The sequence below is a fragment of the uncultured Candidatus Kuenenia sp. genome (assembly GCF_900696675.1).
Lineage (GTDB): Bacteria > Planctomycetota > Brocadiia > Brocadiales > Brocadiaceae > Kuenenia > Kuenenia stuttgartiensis_A.
This window is the reverse complement of record NZ_CAADGZ010000018.1, coordinates 16,151-34,672: the sequence shown is the minus strand read 5'-3', so window position 1 is coordinate 34,672 and position 18,522 is coordinate 16,151. Positions and strand designations below refer to the sequence as shown.

The window sequence follows — 18,522 nt, the reverse complement described above, 5'->3', positions numbered from 1 at the left end:
TTTGCAGGAATAATGCTAAATTGCCTTTTCCCCGGTATCTCCGGTCCTTATTCGTATAACATCTCTTATATCGTAGATAAAAATTTTACCATCACCGATGCTGCCGGTTTGTGCCGCATCAACGATTGTTTTGGTAATTTTATCCACATTTTCATCTGTAGTGATGATCTCTATCTTAATTTTAGGCAGCAAATCCACAGAATACTGTTTGTCGCGGTATACTTCGGTTATTCCCTTCTGTGTGCCGTGTCCTTTTACCTCCGAGACGGTCATACCGGCTACCCCAATGGCTTTTAGGGCGTCTTTTACGGCTGTTAATTTCTGGTCCCTGATAATTGCTTCAATTTTTTTCATTACTACCACCTCCCATTAACGAAAACAATAAAGAGAAAAAATATTCGTAAAACATGACAAAAAACTAAAACCTCCTTTCATAGAAATAATGTGAATTAGTCTGGAACAATATTCGTTTCAGACAATAAACAAAAAAAACCGCAGTCGTCATGTTGCAAGCGCAACATGACGACTGTTGTTGATGTTAGTATAGAGAAGCATTGCATGCGTCTCTCTGTTGTATCAACATTTTCATTACGTATTCGCAATGCGTCTCTACAAAAATATTAAAATTCCTAAACGTCAAGGCGAAAAGTGCAGTGCTTGTTCTTATCGCAAGTACATCTTTATTGCCTTTATTGCCTTAACCAAGCCATGGTTATTAAGGATAAAATATTTACGAATAATGAAGTTTAGGAGGCGAATGTTACATTATCTGTTTTTGGAGTCAGGGAAAATTTTTAAAACAATGTAACGCTATAGTTTTTTGAAAAATCCGTCCAGGCATTTAACCGTATAGGGAATAGCCTGATGTTACAAAATTATTGATAGCACCCGGAGCCATGTTCGTAGAGATCCAGGCCTTTTTGCTCTGCGCTGATGGGGTCTCTTAATCCTATAACACGTTTTAGGAAAGAGAGAAAAAGAAAGCCCATTCCCAGACACCACACAATTAAGGTGATGCTGGCGATAAACTGGGAGAGCAATTGCCAGCCTGAACCTGTAATCAATCCTCTTACTTCGCAATATGTCCCGTCTGCAAATACACCTACTGCAAGTAAGCCCCATATCCCGTTTACTCCATGAACCGATATGGCGCCCACAGGATCGTCAATCTTTAGTTTATTTTCAATGAAATCGAGGCTGAAACATGTCAATGCGCTGCCGATAGCCCCGATTACAATAGCCGCCCAATGGGGAACATATGCACCGGATGCTGTAATTGCAACACAGCCTGCAAGAGCACCGTTGCATGCCATGCTTACGCCAAACGTTTTTGTCATAAAATAAGAAATATAGAGCAGGGTTAGAGCACCTGCGGCGGCGGCTAAAAAGGTGTTAGTTGCTATTATGGATACGCGCAATTCTGTAACGGCAAGCGTACTGCCGGCATTAAATCCAAACCAGCCGAAAATTAAGATAAGTGTCCCTATTACTATATACAGAAGGTTATGTCCGCGGATAACATTCGAGCTGCCATCCGGATTGTACTTGCCATATCTCGGCCCAACGCGCCAGGCCGCGACAAAAGCAATCAGTCCCCCTACTCCGTGTACAACTCCCGAACCTGCAAAATCTCTTGCCCCTACCCCAAATGGCAGCGTTTCCAGCCAGCCGTAGCCCCACATCCAGTGTCCATAAACAGGATACAATATGCCGCAAAGGAAAATACTATTAAGCACATGGGCATGAAACTTACATCTTTCCGCGATAGCGCCGGTTACTATCGTAGAGGCAGTAGATGCAAACATAACCTGAAATAACCAGAGCGCAGAAATATGAACGTCGTATGAGTCGCCTATCAGCAAAAATCCGCTATAACCGATAAATTTGTTTCCGTTGGTAAGCCCGGGAGCAAGTTGAGAACCTCCAAACATTAAAGCAAAGCCAAAAAGCCAGAAAATTATTGCTCCGGCGCAAAAATCCATAAAACTCATAGTGCCGTAATTCAGGGTATTCTTCTTTTGTACAAATCCAGCCCCAAGGAAGACGAAACCAACCTGCATATTAAAAACCAGAAAAGCGCTCATTAATATCCAGGCGAAGTTTACCGAAAATTTTAATCCCTGTATACTGTCAGAGTATGTTTCTTTTCCGCTGGGGTCTCCTGCAAACATATCATTTGCCAGGCATGTTACTATGACAATTAAAGTGATAAAAAGAAGACACCTTTTCAATACACCACTCCCAATAAATTTTTTATAAATACTATAATGTCAGGGGAAAAAATTTTTCGTAACAGCAGGGGCGAAGCATGTCTGCATACATCATAACTCGTCAAATAGGACCTAGTTGGGGCGCGTGTGCAGCATTTAGTCTTTATCTTCTATGCAGACAAATGCTTCGTCCCTACTACAAAAAAATAGCTGGCGCTATCAAAACTATTCATGGTAGCGCCAACTTTGGATTTAGCGCGGTATAGAATCCACCTTAAATGGCAGTCGCATCTTTCTCTTTTGTACGAATTCTATAAACGTTTTCTACATTTATGACAAATATCTTTCCATCTCCGATGCTTCCCGTTTGAGCTTCCGTGGTGATAGTATCGACAATCTTTTGTACATCCTCATCTTTTACCACAATTTCCAGTTTTATTTTTGACAGCAAATCAACACGATACCTCCTACCGCGCCATACTTCGCTGATTCCTTTTTGACTGCCGTGCCCTTTTACTTCCGTAACGGTCATTCCCGGATAGCCCATCTCCGTCATGGCGTCCCGCACAATATTGAACTTCTCCGGCCTGATTATTGCTTCTATTTTTTTCATGAAACTCCTCCATTCATATTATTAATACTATATATGTTTATTTGACCACAAACAGGTCTTATTTCTTAGAATTCGACGATTGTTTTTCTTGTTTTGCCTTTCCGTATACCCATCTGCCAAGTTTCTCAGAATAAATCCTCTCGCGTGAACGGTCCTTGCTGATTGCTTCTTCAAGCAAAGAGATTTGTTCTTTTTCTGCCTGAACATCGATGAGGTGTTCCCCCACAGCGCCAAAGAACCCTCCTTCCACAGGATAGCATGAAGTACCGTGATATGCAATATCAAGACCTTCTTCTTCTTCAAGGTCGGAAACCCTTAAACCAATTGTTCCTTTCAATCCGAAGAAGACCGCTCCGCCAAAAGCAAATGCATATGCAAAAGCGACAACAGTTCCGATAAATTGGGCAAGCAATTGCTCGCCGGTGCCAAGGATTAAACCATTTATACCATAGGTTCCATCGGCGAATAAACCTACGGCAAGCATGCCCCACATGCCGTTTGCGCCATGCACTGCCACCGCCCCAAGGGGATCGTCAATCTTGAAAACGACTTCTACCAGCGCTACGGCGCCTCTCATAATAAGGCCTGCAAGGACTCCGATAACAACTGCTGCCCATGGCGCTACATAAGCGCAAGGCGCGGTAATCGCAACCAACCCAGCCAAAGCTCCGTTACAAACAAACGATACGTCAACAAAGCCCTGTCTCTTCCATGTAAAGAACAACATAATTGATGCGCCCGCAGCAGCGGCAAGAAAGGTATTTGTCGCAATTATTGCTATACGTAAATCAGTGCCTGCCACGGTGCTTCCGGCATTAAAACCAAACCAGCCGAAGGCAAGAATAAAACAGCCAATGACAACATAGGTCATATTGTGCCCGGGAATGGCGTTTGGCGAGCCATCGGGATTATATTTGCCTTTTCTGGGACCAACAGCCCATGCGCCCATGAGGGCCATAATACCCCCTACTGTATGAACTACGGCGCAACCCGCAAAATCTACTACCCCGGCACCAATTGGAAGGGTACTCAGCCATCCGCCTCCCCATACCCAATGACCATAAAGCGGATAGATAATGCCGCACATTAAACAACTGTAGATAATATAAGGCACAAATTTCATTCTTTCTGCAACAGCGCCTGCAATAATTGTTACTGTTTTTGTTGCAAATACCATTTGGAAGAGCCAGAACATGACCGTTTTTACGTCATATGCATCCCCTAAAAGCATAAAGCCGTCCCAGCCAATACCAGGCCAGCCCCTATCAAGGCCTGAATACGCCTGAGACCCGCCAAACATCACAGCAAAACCGAAAAAATAAAAAACGCATGCACCCAACGTGGAATCAATGAAACAATGTGCTAGGTAGTTGAGCATGTTCTTTTGTCGTAAAAAGCCCCCTAAAAAGGCAAAACCCGCCTGCATGCTAAATACCAGGAATGCGGCTATTAACGTCCATACGACGTTGATTGAAATCTTTAATCCTTCAATACTCTCAGAATACGTATCGGAACCGTTTGGGTCTCCTGCCGCTTCAGCAACACCCGTGCCAAACGCAAACAGACCCATTATTAGTAAAAGCCAAACACCGATCATAAATTTGTTATACATTTTCATAAGTTAAGTCTCTCTCCTTTTTATCACCCTACTAAAATTACAAATGTGTCTACAATGTAAAATGTTATGCTGGCATATTATATTTTCAATAGTACCTCCCTTTCTAAAATAAAACTTCCAAAAAACGGAGAAATATAACAAATGCAACCTGAGAATTCCGCATAATTTTAATGTGTTGAATGGATAATTGGCGATAGAATTCTCTTCTCTATCTATAAAATATACTTGAGGATAAAAGCAATTCAACTTTAATTGGCTTATTGGAGCAATTATTATTCCATCCGTTTGCGGTATATTTTTTTAAAGGCAGTTTCCTATAATGTTAAAATCCGTAACTATCCTAAAACAAAATAGATAAAACCATGCTGCAGTATAAATAATACTTCCTCCATGGTTTATAGGCAAAATAGTTTATAAATAATTAATATATTAGTATTTGTAAATATATTGCATAAGTATTTAATAATTTGGCAATTATGAATAAATTACGATTTAAATTCGAAATGCAACGACGGTTTATTTCAGCCACAGCATTCATGGGTAGGTATCATTTTTTCATTTGTTCGTGTAAAAAATTTAATATAGATTCATTTTTTGTTTAGAAAAATAGTTGTTTTAAATTTTGCGTATAATGCAAAACATATGAATACCTTACAGGCAGATGAAGTGTTTTAATTTTTCACCTCTTTTCTTTATGAAAATATGAAAATCAACGCTTTGAAGTCATAAATTGAATATTTGGCATTTTTTATGCGAACTAATGGTCGAAAAACAACATTGTACAGGATTATTGCCACCAACCAATTGATATATGTATAAAGTCCGCTCCCGGCTGGCATAGCCAGAGCCAAACAGGCACGAAAACAGTCCTCAATCTTCAATCTGCAATCTGCAATTTGCTGACTGTAGACTGCCGACTGCCGGCAGGGTATATGTTTTCTTGGATAACAATAACACGTATGTATATAATTAATAATTATCGTTTTCAAACGTTTAAGTGTGAATCAAATTTACATAAGTCTAACTATGCTGTTTTGATTAATGCTGCCGGTAAGGGGATAAAATACGCCCCTTATGCTGATTTTTCCGGAGAATACAATGTCCTCAAAAAGCTTAATCATAAACAAATTCCTAAAGTGTATGATGTTGGACATGGTGATTTATACAAGGATGAGAGGTTTTTGATAAAACAGAATTTTATCGTATTGCAACATATTGACGGTGAAGATATTCTGGAATATTTCAGGGAAAAGGATGTGGAAAAGGTAAAGGTCATAAATGAAGTGGTAAAGATGTTTCTTACGGTTTGCGACCCCTTAATATATCTGCATGCTATGAAGTACATTCATTGTGATATAAAACCAGGGCATTTGATTTGTAACAGGGAAACAGGTTTGGGGCATATCATTGACTTTGAACTGGCTATTAAACATGGAGAAGTTCTGCGGGGAATCAGCAGGGAGTATGCCTCGCCTGAACAGTTTCGCATTCTTGATTATTTGAGGAGCCAAAAAGGAGATCATGGCGAAGACGGCCTTCCCTCTTCTATGCAGTTGGATGGCAGAACAGATTTGTATTCCATAGGTCTCTTATTCTATGAAACGTTAACGAAAAAAAAATGGCAAAAAGGGATGGATTTGCCGCACAAAATTAATAAAAATATCTCTCAAAAACTGGAAGAAATTATCATGGGGCTTTTGGAAGAAGATGTTTCGAACAGGATTTCTTCCGCAGAGAAACTGGAAAAGATGTTGCGCAGTATCTAATAAATGCCTTTTACTTATTATGGAAAGCAAGCTCTTGAAAAACATTATAATATCAGATATTCATGGAAATGTTGATTCTCTGATTGCATTTATTAAAGAGATTGCGAAAAAGGAAGGTACCATTGACAGGCTGCTTATCGCAGGCGATATAGTAGGGTATGGCGCCTCTCCAAATGAATGCTGCGACATTGTACGCTACATGAAGTATGGAAAGAGAAAAGTACCGATTGAAAGAATATATAAAATCATTGAACAAATCAATCCGGAAACTTCTCCCGACAGGGATTTTATGGACGCCATTCAATTAATGGAAAAGAAATGCGTTGTCATTGGAGGAAACCACGATAAACAGGTAGTCGGGGAACCATCCCTTACCTCTGAAATGAATCCCGTAGCACAAGCCGCAGCGGATTGGACAAAAGGGGTATTGACGAAGGAGAATTATACCTTTTTAAAACGTTTAACGCTGAGAAAAAAATTTAAGAATGAGGGGTTTGAAATAGTACACAGTACCCCTTCATACCCGATTGGTTATGAATATGCCAAAAATGCAAGCGTTTTAAAGTACACCACCTTATGGTCAAAGATAACATTTGGCGGGCATACACACCGGCCAGCGGCGTACATTTACACGAAAGAGAAGAGATTGGTAAATGCCTCCGTTCTCATCCCTACCGACAATTATGATATGAGATTAATGGTGATTGAAAAAGAATGCTCCGACAAGACAGAATCTTTTACGGTGGGTCAAAACAATGACTGGAAATATTATGTTAACGTTGGTTCACTGGGTCAGCCTAGGGATGGAAATCCCGACGGGTGTTATGTTGTTTTTGATTCCACTTTAAACCAGATAAGCTTCAGGCGTGTGAGGTATAATGCTGAAGCTGCATCAAGAAGAATAACCGAAGCAAAATTGCCGAATGAGTTAGCCCAGAGGGTTTTAAAAGGGGTTTAGGCGCTTAGCGTCTAATATCGACAAAATTTTGTCGATATGTAGAAGCCTCTAAATTCGAATATAGAAATTCGAAACAATACCTAAACTCAAAATTCAAATGTTAAAAACAAATCGGCTCTTACAGTTTTGGACAGTTCGAATTTTATTTTTTGGGATTTGTTTCGTATTTAGAATTTCACTATTTTTTTGTCGGGAGTATATAAAATGTATTCTATTAACAAATATACGTTTAAAGAGTTTAAGATTACGCCCGGACACAGGGCTAATTACGCAATCCTTTGTAATCCTGAGTTCAAAGAAAATCAGTGGGGCATAAAATATCACCCTTCCAATGATTACGCGAGAGAATATAAAATCCTTGCCCTCTTTTCACATCCGCAAATTCCGGTTCGATATAAAGTGGGAAGGGATAACATGTATAAGGATGACAAGTTTGTTTTGGCACAATATTATCTCATTATGACCCACTTTGAAGGAGAAGGCGTACTTGAATATTATAAAAAAAGGGATATGACCGACCGGAAAGAAATCGAAGGGGTAATTCAGCATTTTGCAAGCGTGACCTTGCCTTTGATGCACATGCATACCAAAGGATACCTTCACTCCGATATCAAACCCGGTCATCTTATACTAAATCCAACTACGGGTGTAATGGCGCTTATAGACCTTGAATGCACTATTAAAACAGGAGAGACGCTTCTTGGTATGAGCAGGGAATATGCATCCCCGGAACAGAAAGAAATGATACAACTCTTGAGAAAAAATGAGCGGGAAAAGGATGTGTTGAAAAAGATTAAGATTGCGGCCACATCCGATTTGTATTCTGTTGGGTTGATTCTTTATGAAGCCCTGACAAATAAGTTGTGGCAAGAGAATCCGGTCCCCCCATGGGAGTTAAATTCATCAATACCCGAGAAACTACACAAGGTTATTTTAGGATTATTGGAGGAAAACCCGTTAAATCGTATACATTCTGCAGAATTATTAAAAAATGAATTGGAAGCGATAGCGTAGTTGTTTTTCCGTATTGGTAAAAAGTGCTTAAAGCGGGTTCAGGTATTTCGTCAATGTTGTTTATCCTGTCTTTTCGGCAGGAAAACAATTAATCAGTTTGATCAATAAAGGGACACTCCCCATATTTCAAAAATTAATATGGGAAGTGTCCCTCTATTTTCCATGAACGCTTAATATACATCCCTTTGCTTTAATGCTCCCCGCAACACTTTCTGCATCTTGTGCGTTCATGCTTCCGGTTGCAACATAGCCCAAAGCCATTATTTTCAGCAGTGACCAGGTCACAATACCAATGATGGATAAAACCGGCCTTGTACTTAACCTATTCGGCGTAGTATTGATAACAGCGCTTATCTATTTCTTGGCCGTCCATGTTTTTGGTATAGCGCTTTTAGAATTACCGGTATGGGTAATAAAGAAGTAAGGAAAATTAAAACCATTCTCTACTGATAAAAAAAATTGCTAAAACGAGAAAGCCTTTCTGCTACAAAAATTCTGCTTGCGCGTTTTCCTCTTTGATGGTTGAATGGGCAAAATGTTTTAATTTCAATATTATAAAGAAAGGTCATTTGTATGGATATACAACGAAATTGTCATTTGTATTGCAACTAACCTCGTCGCACTACATGGGAATTTAGTGGGCTTAGAACACGTATCAAGTGCCATTCTCTCCGTACGGCTCATTGCTTAACTGAAAGTGTACCGTGCGCGTGATGTTGTCCCATTTCAGCAAAAATTCTTTTTATTTATACAAATATATCTGTTATGCTTTTTTCCTCTTTTCGTACTAATGATAAATGAATACGCTTCGCAAATGAAAATGGATAAAAATAGAGAAACGATTGACAACACCTTAAAAACGGCATGGATAATGCAGTTGAAAGAGGACTGGAAAACCGCGAATCACCATTATTTCAAAAATTCCATGCGTCCCCCTCACTTTGAACTTTCGGGTGCGGACCGAATGCTGGGGAATTGGAAGGGGGGGCATTGGCGGCGACTCTCTGTCAGCATTTTCCTGATCCAGTCCTATCCGTGGGAATATGTCCAGGAGGTGCTTTACCACGAAATGGCACATCAGTATGTGGAGGAAATTCTGGGAATACGGGATGATTTACCCCATGGTGAAATATTTAAGAGTATTTGCCGGGAAAATGGTATTGATTCCTCTGCCACCGGAGATATTCATACGTGGATGGAAAGAAAGAGGAACAGCTTTTCTGCACAATCAGGCAACCACACCATACTTGACAAGGTACACAAGCTTTTGGCATTAGCCCAGAGCAAAAATGAACATGAGGCGCAATTGGCAATGGCAAAGGCACACGAACTACTGTTAAAACACAACCTGTCATTATTGGATGCGCATGCCGGGCGGCATTACGTTTACAAACAAATCGGGAATATAGGGAATAGGGATGCTATCAAATCATTAATCTGTTCCATACTCTGTAAATTTTTTTTCGTAGAAGCCATTTGGAAATTCGGGTACGAACAGCATGAAAATAAAAATGGCAGGGCGCTGGAAATTTATGGACTGCCGGAAAATGTGGAGATGGCTGAGTATGTGTATAATTACCTTCAAAACATCTCCGAATTATTGTGGACAGACTATAAAGAACAAAAAAAAATCGACGGTAACAAACACAGGAGAACCTTCATCTACGGCCTCCTGGAAGGTTTTTACACTAAACTGGAAAACCGGGCCGTTACCAGCCATTCAAATAAACTTGTTTGGAAGGGAGATCCCAGGCTTAAAGAGTTTTTCTTCAGAAGAAACCCAAGGCGCTCGCGTACTTCTCACCGATATTCAACAAGCTGCCATGAAGCCTATGCCTCCGGGATCAACCATGGAAAAAATCTGGTTATTCGCAAAGGGGTCCATGGGAAAAGCAATGGGGAGATTAAGTATTTAAACTGACCCCAAATTAAAATTGGCAGTCCCCAGTCTCCACTCCTCAATCAGCAATTTGCCGATTGTAGATTGTAGATTGCCTACTACTACGGTAGTATAATGGAAAATTAATTTTTATATGCTTGACAGGGAAAACATGACATTATAGAATCCAATAAGTTGAGATTTTGCGAAATGAACCATACTTGAATCAACAGATATTTTCCTCGCAGCAACAGAAAATTTCCATTTTCAACAGTAAAATCTTGCGTCTTTAACTACCCATTATTATTCGTGTTAAGGCGGGCTTGACAGGCAAGCAACGGTTACAGAATAAGAAGAATTGCTGGACTAACAGATGAACAGAACAGGCGCTCCTATTCTCAAAATTCCATTAAACCGCACTGAAGGTTTTTTGTCGGATACAATAATCTTTAGGGATGCAAAAGCCCGGACCCCACATCCTAATCTTGAATTAAAGAAAGACAATGCGAACGATCCCCAGATGCTGGTTTGGGGAAAGTTTTTAATCAAACATGAATACCAAATTGCGAAAAAAGACGGTGAGCTTTTTGTTGACGTCACAAATGATAAAAATCTCATCCACAGGAAGGGAAATATTGTTCCTGGCGCAATGACGGTCTCCAAAATAATTCTTCCCCTGGAAATCCTTTTTGCGGATATGGAGATATCTTCCGTTAACATTAAATTTACCCGTTCCGCCTTTTATGGCGCGAAAACCTGTAGTCTGTTCCTCTGGCAGTTTATTAATGATAACAACATCCAGATTGATATAAGAACGTATCAGCAGAATGAGATTATAGCAAGCGCCATTGTACTGGGAAGGCCAAAATCCCTGAATAAACAAATACAACAGGTAGACGAACTCCGGGTAAATAAGTCGTGTTTCGCAAAGGTACAGGCTTATTTTAAAAGCCTGGGCATCCGGAGCGATTCTTATGTTGAAAAGGGGAAATATAAAGACTACACCTATCCTTTAGCATATATCGCCTCGCTGCCTTCCGCCGAAATCGTAAACCAATTGTCAGGACAGGGTGGTATGATTAATGTGTTGCGTATGGACTTTGGAAATTATGAGAGGATACCTATTACCGGGGATAAAGGCCCTGAGGTAAAACTCGCGAGGGCAAAGAAGCGGAATTCGTTTAACAAGATTTTGACCGAGGTTGCGGAAGGGCTCGTCACCTACTATAAAGGGCTTGCAATCGTTAATCCCATTGCTAAATTCCAAAATTCTTCTGAACCGGTTATTGATACCATTAACAAGCTAATTCACCTGCAGGAAAAAACAAAAACAGTGGCCGGGCACAAAGAGGCATGAAATAAATTACCCCTTTCCGGAATTGCAGCAAATCTACAAAACATCCTCCACCCCTCTCTGAAAACCCGCAATCTTCCCCCTTTTCCCGGATGTAGTGACAAGAGAATGCTATTATTTCTTTTTAGCAACGGCACTCCTGAAGGTTTTCGAATAAATTTTCACGAAGAATAAAAATACACGTCAAGGCATTTACCGTAATTTTATTTTCATATCGACGGAATAAGCCTTTCCTCCTATCTTAAAGAGTAATGGACTGAGATCTAACCTCAGATTAGCCGAAACGATATAGCGAAAACATAAAACAATTAAAATCGATTGAAAGCATTGCGATTGCTGATAAAATTAAAAAAAATGTAACACTTTAGTATTTTGAAGCTGGAAATAGTCATATGTAGTTCGGCGAGGTTCGTCGCATTGTCTTGAGTAAACCCTATTCACCATCGCACAACTCTTTTTGGTGCGACGAACCTCGTCGAACTACATTGTTGGAATTTTTCAAAATACTAAATTGTTACAAAAACAATCCATTTAGAACCGGCACAAGAATAGAAATACATAAAATGTTTGCTAATAATATATTACAACGCTACGTTATACGAGAATGGTTTCAAACATTCTGGCCTTCTTTTTTGTGCTTTGAAATCCTAATGTTCTTAGGGTTTGTAATTCAGATATTACACAAAGGGCTTGATATTATAGCCCTAAAAGCTCTCATCCCTCATATGTTTATCCAGGTGGCGCCTTATTCCATTCCTTCGGCACTGCTTACCGCCACTACCTTAACGTATGGAAGATTGAGCGCCGACAGAGAAATTATCGCCATACAAGCAAGCGGCATCCATTTACGGAAGATAATTACTCCGGTTTTGGTAATAGGCATTATTTTCAGTTTTTTTACGCTGGTGCTATCGGCGGAAATTTTGCCAAGATCCCTTTACCAGATAAAATTATTACAAGAAAGGGCGATAAACAATATCCTCGCCGGCAGATTAGCAACCTTCCAGAAAAAAGTACTCATGGAGCCGTATCAAATATACATTGGAAATGTAGTAGACAACATCAACAAAGACGTCACCGTTATTCAGTATGCGGATGATTATGTTACGGATATCATCATTGCGGAAGAAGGCAGTATCGAGGTGAATAACGAAAAAAACACAATCTTCCTTACGCTGCGCAAGGGGGAATTTATCAAACCAAACTACAAAAAAGCCGAAGAGGTTCCGCGTTTAGGCGTGTTTACGGAGACCACATTTGAAATTCCCATGGGAAAAGACAAGGCCGACTTTTCCACCAAGCATATGACGATATTCCAGCTCTTTAAATACAACAATGAAATTGACAGGGAACTTGCAAACAGCAAAGAAATTCCCGACAATTTTGAAGAGGCACGGGTTGAAGCATCAAGAAAACTTGCTGAACACCAAAACCAGTTGCAGCAATTAAATAAAAAGCAAAAACACCTTGAATCCGAATTAAAAAAATCAAAACAAAATCTGGAACGGCAGAAATCAAAGATTGATGGACTGGCAAACGAGAGTAAACTGGCAAATAATTATATACTTGTCGCAACCGAAAATCTTATGCAGTTAAAAAGGGAAAATAAAGCCGGATATTACATCGCTGATGATATCGATTTAAAATTAATGGAAATAAAAGAGACTATAGAAAGAGAAAAACAGCGGATTAGCGTTATATCACAAAGAATGATTGAAACACGTGAGATACAAAATAGTGAAACAAATAACATAGCCACACTCACAAAATCGCTTGAAGAGACAGAAAAGAACATATCTGTTTTGTTGAGGAAAATTACAAGCTTTGAAAGCGACCTGACGTTAGCGTCAAAAAAGAAATTAAGACGCAAAAACGATATTTCCATACACAAAAGAATCTCACAGGCACTTTCGTGTTTAAGTTTTATTGTTATTGGCATTCCATTGGGCATTAAGTTGCGTAGCTCTCACCTTATAATAGGGTTTGGAGTAAGTTTTATGATTATCTTGTTTATCTATTACCCCCTGATGGTAACAGGTTCAGTACTTGCAGATGATACATTATTGCCCGTTGTGCCTGTTTTATGGGGTGCGAATGGGATACTTCTTATCGGCGGCATATGTATTTACCAAAAACTTTTTGCGTATAATAAATCTTAACAGATAGACATCTTTGGCATTGTCATCAATTCTTGACTTTTTTCAGGATAGGGCTTACTATAATTTAATTAACTTCGTTTAACGTTTTATGAGAGATCGGGCGTAATGTATTACAGGAGAAACCCTTTCGGATTAAATATTGGCAGCAAATGGACCCGCCTGGTTATGATGCTAATCATCGCCAATGTCGGGGTGTTCATGTTCCAATTACTATTTTCCACGATAAGCCCCCAGTTGCCCCCCCTTCCGGTTAACTCATTATCAGAGTCTCCAGCCCTGCCGTGGCATTATCCCGCTTCAGATAAATTCACAAAAATGTTCTGGCTCTATCCACCGGACGCTATAGGGAATTTGTGGTTCTGGCAGTTTTTTTCGTATATGTTTTTGCATAGCACAACAGACCCCTGGCACTTGATCTTTAATATGCTGGTGCTCTGGATGTTTGGCAGCGAGGTCGAAAAGGTTCTAGGCCCAAAAAAATTCCTGACACTTTACTTTACCGCAGGAATCTTCGCTGGGATATGCTGTTGTATCTTTACGCCAAAAGTTCCTATTCTCGGGGCATCCGGTGCAATTTTCGCGATAGAAGTCGCCTTCGCGATGTATTTCCCCAATAGCATGGTTATTTTTTATTTCTTTCCTATCAGGGCGAAGTATCTGGTAATGATATTTGCCTCCATTACGGTATTTAATTGTATTACGCCGAGGGGTGGCAATATTGCGCATTTTGCCCATCTGGGGGGGCTTGTGTACGGGTTTTTGTTCGTACGGTACTCAAGCCGTGTTGTTGATTATTTAAAGAGATGCCAAATACGTCAACAGGAAAAAGAACTGAGAAAAGACATGGAGTTACGTGAAAAGGTGGATGAAATCCTTGACAAGGTGAATCGTGAAGGGTTGCATAATTTAACATGGCGGGAAAGAAACATCCTAAAGACCGCCAGCAAAAAATATAAAAGGAACAAACATTGATTAAGATTGCGGTAAATGGCGCATGCGGCAGAATGGGAACAAGGATTTGTGCCCTTATCCTTGAAGATAAAGAATCTGATTTAACTGCGGCGCTGGAACACCCGGGACATGTGTCCATTGGCAAAGACATTGGGCTGGTGGCCGGTTTTGGAGAATCAGGGCTGAAAATTTCAACTGCAATGGAAAATCCCGCAGATGTGCTGATAGATTTTTCATCGCCTGAATCTGCCGTCAATATTGCAGAATGCTGCGCTAAAAAAAACGTTGCGTTTGTAACAGGCACTACCGGACTAACCCCCCTGCATCATGAAAAATTGCTGGAAATATCAAAAAAAATCCCCTGCCTGATTTCACCAAACATGAGCCTGGGGGTAAACGTAATGTTTTCGGTTGCCGCCCAAATGGCAAAAATGCTGGGCAAGGACTTTGACATTGAAATTATTGAAACACACCACAGACAGAAAAAAGATTCCCCTAGCGGTACAGCGCTGAGACTGGCAGAAAAAATATGCGATGCCACCGGACTGGATAAGGAAAAAAACATTATCTATGGCCGCCAGGGGATCATCGGTGAACGCCCTTCAAACCAAATAGGCATACACGCAGTCAGGAGTGGAGACGTCATTGGCGACCATACGGTAGTTTTTGGCGGGCTTGGAGAACGATTAGAGATTACCCATAAGGCACACACAAGAGATACGTTTGCGCGGGGCGCAGTTTATACGGCAAAGATTATTGCAAAAAAACCCCCCGGCATGTACACCATGTCCGATGTGTTATAAAAGAATTGTCCACCATCTATAACCCTTTGTGAAAGCACGAAATACGAAACAAATTCTAAATTTCAATTTTTAAATATTCAAAACCCGGTTTTTTTCATTGTTATTTTGTATTTTAGAATTTGTTTCGCGCTTGTTTGGTTCCGGCTATGTCGTGTTAGGGAAGAAGGGTTGTACCATACGAATTCTTATTTAATAACATTATGTGAGAATTAACCTTTTGAAAGGAAGACTATGAGACTTGATAAGTTTACCATAAAAGCGCAGGAAGCCATACAGGAAGCTCAGGAATTAGCCGAATCAAAAAGGCAGCAGCAAATCCTTTCGGCGCACGTATTGGAGGTTTTATTGACGCAGGAGCAGGGCATCGTAGTTCCTCTCCTGCAAAAATTAGGTGTGGATGCAAATATTGTTCTTGATAAAACAATGGAGGCCGTTAACAAGCTTCCGCAAATAAGCGGCTCAGGAGCGCCGGGACAGGCATATGTGAGTGCGGAACTGCGCGATATGATAAACTTTGCATGGGAAGAAGCCGGCAAGCTGAAGGACGAATACCTAAGCACCGAACATATGCTGCTGGCGCTGGCACGGCAAAAAAATACCTCCGCATGCAAAATATTAAACGAGGCAGGCATTGACCGGGAAAATATTCTCAAGGCTTTAAAAGAAATCCGGGGCAGCCAGAGAGTCACCGACCAGACTCCCGAAGACAAGTACCGTGCACTTGAACGATACAGTAAAGATCTGGTTGCTCTGGCACAAAGAGGAAAGCTTGACCCCGTTATTGGCCGTGATGACGAAATTCGCAGGGTAATACAGGTATTGTCACGAAGGACAAAAAATAATCCCGTTCTCATCGGCGAGCCAGGCGTGGGAAAAACCGCTATCGTCGAAGGGCTTGCCCAGCGCATTGTAAACGGAGATATCCCTGAAAGCTTAAAAAACAAACGGGTAATGTCGCTCGATATGGGTGCGCTTATTGCCGGCGCAAAATACCGTGGGGAGTTTGAAGACCGTCTTAAGGCGGTTCTTAAAGAGATAAGCGAGAAGGAAGGGCAGATAATACTTTTCATCGATGAATTGCACACCGTGGTTGGGGCAGGAGCCGCAGAAGGGGCAATGGACGCTTCCAACCTCCTAAAACCGGCATTGGCGCGTGGAGAACTGCGTTGCGTGGGCGCCACCACTCTTGATGAATACAGAAAATACATTGAAAAAGACGCCGCCCTGGAACGACGGTTCCAGCAAGTATATGTGGGAGAACCTACCGTTGAAGACACTATCGCAATCCTGCGCGGACTAAAAGAACGATACGAAGTGCATCACGGAGTGCGCATAACAGACTCAGCGATTATTGCTGCAGCGACCCTTTCCAGCCGGTACATATCGGACAGGTTTCTGCCCGACAAGGCAATAGATCTTATCGATGAAGCTGCGTCAAAATTAAGGATAGAAATCGACAGCATGCCTGTTGAGCTTGATGAGATAGAGCGTAAGATCCTGCAATTGGAAATAGAAAAAGAGGCTTTAAAAAAAGAAAAAGACGAAGCTTCTAAACAACGCATAGAGAAAATTGAAAGACAATTATCCGACCTGAAAGAAGAATCCAGGGCTTTCCGGGCACACTGGGAAAACGAAAAGAAGGTTATCAAGGAAATACAGGACATTAACGCAAAGATTGACCAGGCGCGCATTGAGGAGCAAGCAGCCCAAAGGGAGGGAAATTTAGAAAAGGTTGCTGAGATACGCTATGGACGTATTATTGAATGTGAAAGAAAATTAAAGGAAAAGCACCTTGAATTACAGGAACTGCAAAAATCCAAATCCCTCCTGAATGAGGAGGTGGGTGAGGATGACATTGCCATGGTAGTCGCCAAATGGACTGGAATTCCCGTATCACGTATGCTGGAAAGTGAAAAGGAAAAACTATTAAAGATGGAAGAAAGACTGAAAGAGAGGGTAGTTGGCCAGGAAGAGGCAATTTCCGCCGTGTCAAACGGTATCCGGCGTGCACGCGCCGGACTCCAGGATCCGAACCGGCCTATCGGTACCTTCCTGTTTCTTGGTCCTACCGGAGTTGGGAAAACGGAGCTTTGCAAGGCGCTGGCGGCCTTTTTGTTTGATAACGAAGATGCAATGGTTCGTATCGACATGTCTGAATTCATGGAACAACACTCGGTTGCACGGCTTATAGGCGCCCCACCTGGTTATGTGGGATACGAAGAAGGCGGAAGACTCACTGAGGCTATAAGAAGAAGACCCTATGCAGTGGTGCTATTCGATGAAATTGAAAAGGCACACCGGGATGTATTTAACGTCTTGCTTCAGGTTTTTGATGACGGACGGCTTACTGACGGACACGGCAGAACCGTTGATTTTAAGAATACCATTATTGTAATGACCTCAAACATCGCAAGCCAGTGGATACAGGATTTAACCGGCCCTGAAAATGAAGAAGAACTGAAAAGAGAGGTAAAACAGGCGCTGAAGGAGACCTTCCGCCCTGAATTCCTTAACCGTATCGATGAAACAATTGTCTTTCACAGTCTCTCCAAAGAACTAATCAAACAGATTGCCGACATACAATTGAACGACCTTCGAAAGCGCCTCGCCAGAAACAACCTTAAACTTACCGTTACAGACCGGGTAAAAGAGACTTTGATTGAAGAAGGGTATGACCCGCATTTTGGCGCACGGCCTTTAAAGCGCACCATCCAGCAGCTCATCGAAAACCCGCTTTCTATGGAAATTTTGGGAGGGAAATTCCCAGACGGCTCGGAAATCATGGTAGATATGCAGGATGGGAAGGCTGTTTTTACAAATAAATGATTTGTCCTGCTGGAAAGATTGCAAATTCTTAATCAAATTTCTACCCGGAATAGTTGAACTGTTTGGTTTGGTTTGGTTTGGTTTGGTTTGGTTTGGTTTGGTTTGGTTTGGTTTGGTTTCGTACCTCAACCCCAATCTACCGAAATACCAAACTGCTTGTTCACAAACAGGAGCTTTGGAACAAGCAGATGAAATTAGTAGGAATCTAATTTATCTTTTGCAACTTGTTTGAACTTTTCCTGAAGTTTTGCTTTAAATTGTTTACCAACTTTATCAAATACGTCAAGTAATTCCTGAAAAGTCTTATTACCTCCCAATAAGTTCCAATATTCTTCTCCAATAAGAAAGTCGTTTGGGTGGTACATCATACC

14 protein-coding genes are annotated in these 18,522 nt (G+C 41.0%); 9 read left to right on the top strand and 5 right to left on the bottom strand.

Annotated features, from left to right (window positions below):
* Nucleotides 1–15: 15 nt before the first annotated feature.
* The 4 genes from QZT26_RS04865 to QZT26_RS04850 form a co-directional block, all read right to left on the bottom strand.
* A complete protein-coding gene (locus tag QZT26_RS04865; protein ID WP_099325751.1) occupies nt 16–354 on the bottom strand; it encodes a P-II family nitrogen regulator in 339 nt (112 codons plus the stop codon).
* Between the two features lie 521 nt (nt 355–875).
* On the bottom strand, nt 876–2,231 hold the full coding sequence (locus tag QZT26_RS04860; RefSeq protein ID WP_230408001.1) for an ammonium transporter: 1,356 nt from the start codon (nt 2,229–2,231) through the stop codon (nt 876–878).
* A gap of 253 nt (nt 2,232–2,484) precedes the next feature.
* Nucleotides 2,485–2,823, bottom strand: coding sequence for a P-II family nitrogen regulator (locus QZT26_RS04855; protein WP_099325750.1), 339 nt, complete (start codon nt 2,821–2,823; stop codon nt 2,485–2,487).
* A 58-nt stretch (nt 2,824–2,881) separates the two neighbouring features.
* Nucleotides 2,882–4,441 carry an ammonium transporter gene (locus tag QZT26_RS04850; RefSeq protein ID WP_099325749.1) on the bottom strand — a complete coding sequence of 520 codons (1,560 nt, stop codon included), beginning with the start codon at nt 4,439–4,441 and terminating at the stop codon, nt 2,882–2,884.
* 959 nt (nt 4,442–5,400) lie between these two features.
* Here QZT26_RS04850 and QZT26_RS04845 point away from each other — a divergent pair.
* From QZT26_RS04845 to clpB, 9 genes are all read left to right on the top strand, one after another.
* Nucleotides 5,401–6,207, top strand: a complete 807-nt coding sequence (locus QZT26_RS04845) for a protein kinase (protein WP_164995481.1) — start codon at nt 5,401–5,403, stop codon at nt 6,205–6,207.
* 34 nt (nt 6,208–6,241) lie between these two features.
* A complete protein-coding gene (locus tag QZT26_RS04840) occupies nt 6,242–7,165 on the top strand; it encodes a metallophosphoesterase family protein (protein ID WP_295101034.1) in 924 nt (307 codons plus the stop codon).
* A gap of 204 nt (nt 7,166–7,369) precedes the next feature.
* Complete coding sequence (locus tag QZT26_RS04835) at nt 7,370–8,179, top strand: hypothetical protein (RefSeq protein ID WP_295101032.1); 810 nt, start codon at nt 7,370–7,372, stop codon at nt 8,177–8,179.
* Between the two features lie 820 nt (nt 8,180–8,999).
* A complete protein-coding gene (locus QZT26_RS04830) occupies nt 9,000–10,100 on the top strand; it encodes a DUF2786 domain-containing protein (protein WP_295101030.1) in 1,101 nt (366 codons plus the stop codon).
* 331 nt (nt 10,101–10,431) lie between these two features.
* Nucleotides 10,432–11,415: a hypothetical protein gene (locus tag QZT26_RS04825; RefSeq protein WP_099325744.1), complete on the top strand. Its 984-nt coding sequence runs from the start codon at nt 10,432–10,434 to the stop codon at nt 11,413–11,415.
* 560 nt (nt 11,416–11,975) lie between these two features.
* Entirely contained in the window at nt 11,976–13,571 is a 1,596-nt protein-coding gene (locus QZT26_RS04820) for an LptF/LptG family permease (protein ID WP_295101029.1), read from the top strand.
* A 105-nt stretch (nt 13,572–13,676) separates the two neighbouring features.
* The gene (locus QZT26_RS04815; protein ID WP_295101027.1) at nt 13,677–14,543 is read left to right on the top strand and encodes a rhomboid family intramembrane serine protease; all 867 of its coding nucleotides are present in this window, start codon (nt 13,677–13,679) and stop codon (nt 14,541–14,543) included.
* Nucleotides 14,540–15,325 (top strand): 4-hydroxy-tetrahydrodipicolinate reductase, encoded by a 786-nt coding sequence (gene dapB / locus QZT26_RS04810; RefSeq protein WP_295101026.1) that lies wholly within the window; start codon nt 14,540–14,542, stop codon nt 15,323–15,325. The genes QZT26_RS04815 and dapB overlap by 4 nt, the downstream gene beginning before the upstream one ends.
* 231 nt (nt 15,326–15,556) lie before the next feature.
* Entirely contained in the window at nt 15,557–18,151 is a 2,595-nt protein-coding gene (gene clpB, locus QZT26_RS04805; protein WP_164995486.1) for an ATP-dependent chaperone ClpB, read from the top strand.
* Between the two features lie 194 nt (nt 18,152–18,345).
* Here the strand turns inward: clpB and QZT26_RS04800 are convergent, their stop codons facing one another.
* Nucleotides 18,346–18,519, bottom strand: a complete 174-nt coding sequence (locus tag QZT26_RS04800) for a TdeIII family type II restriction endonuclease (protein ID WP_164995487.1) — start codon at nt 18,517–18,519, stop codon at nt 18,346–18,348.
* Nucleotides 18,520–18,522: the final 3 nt, after the last annotated feature.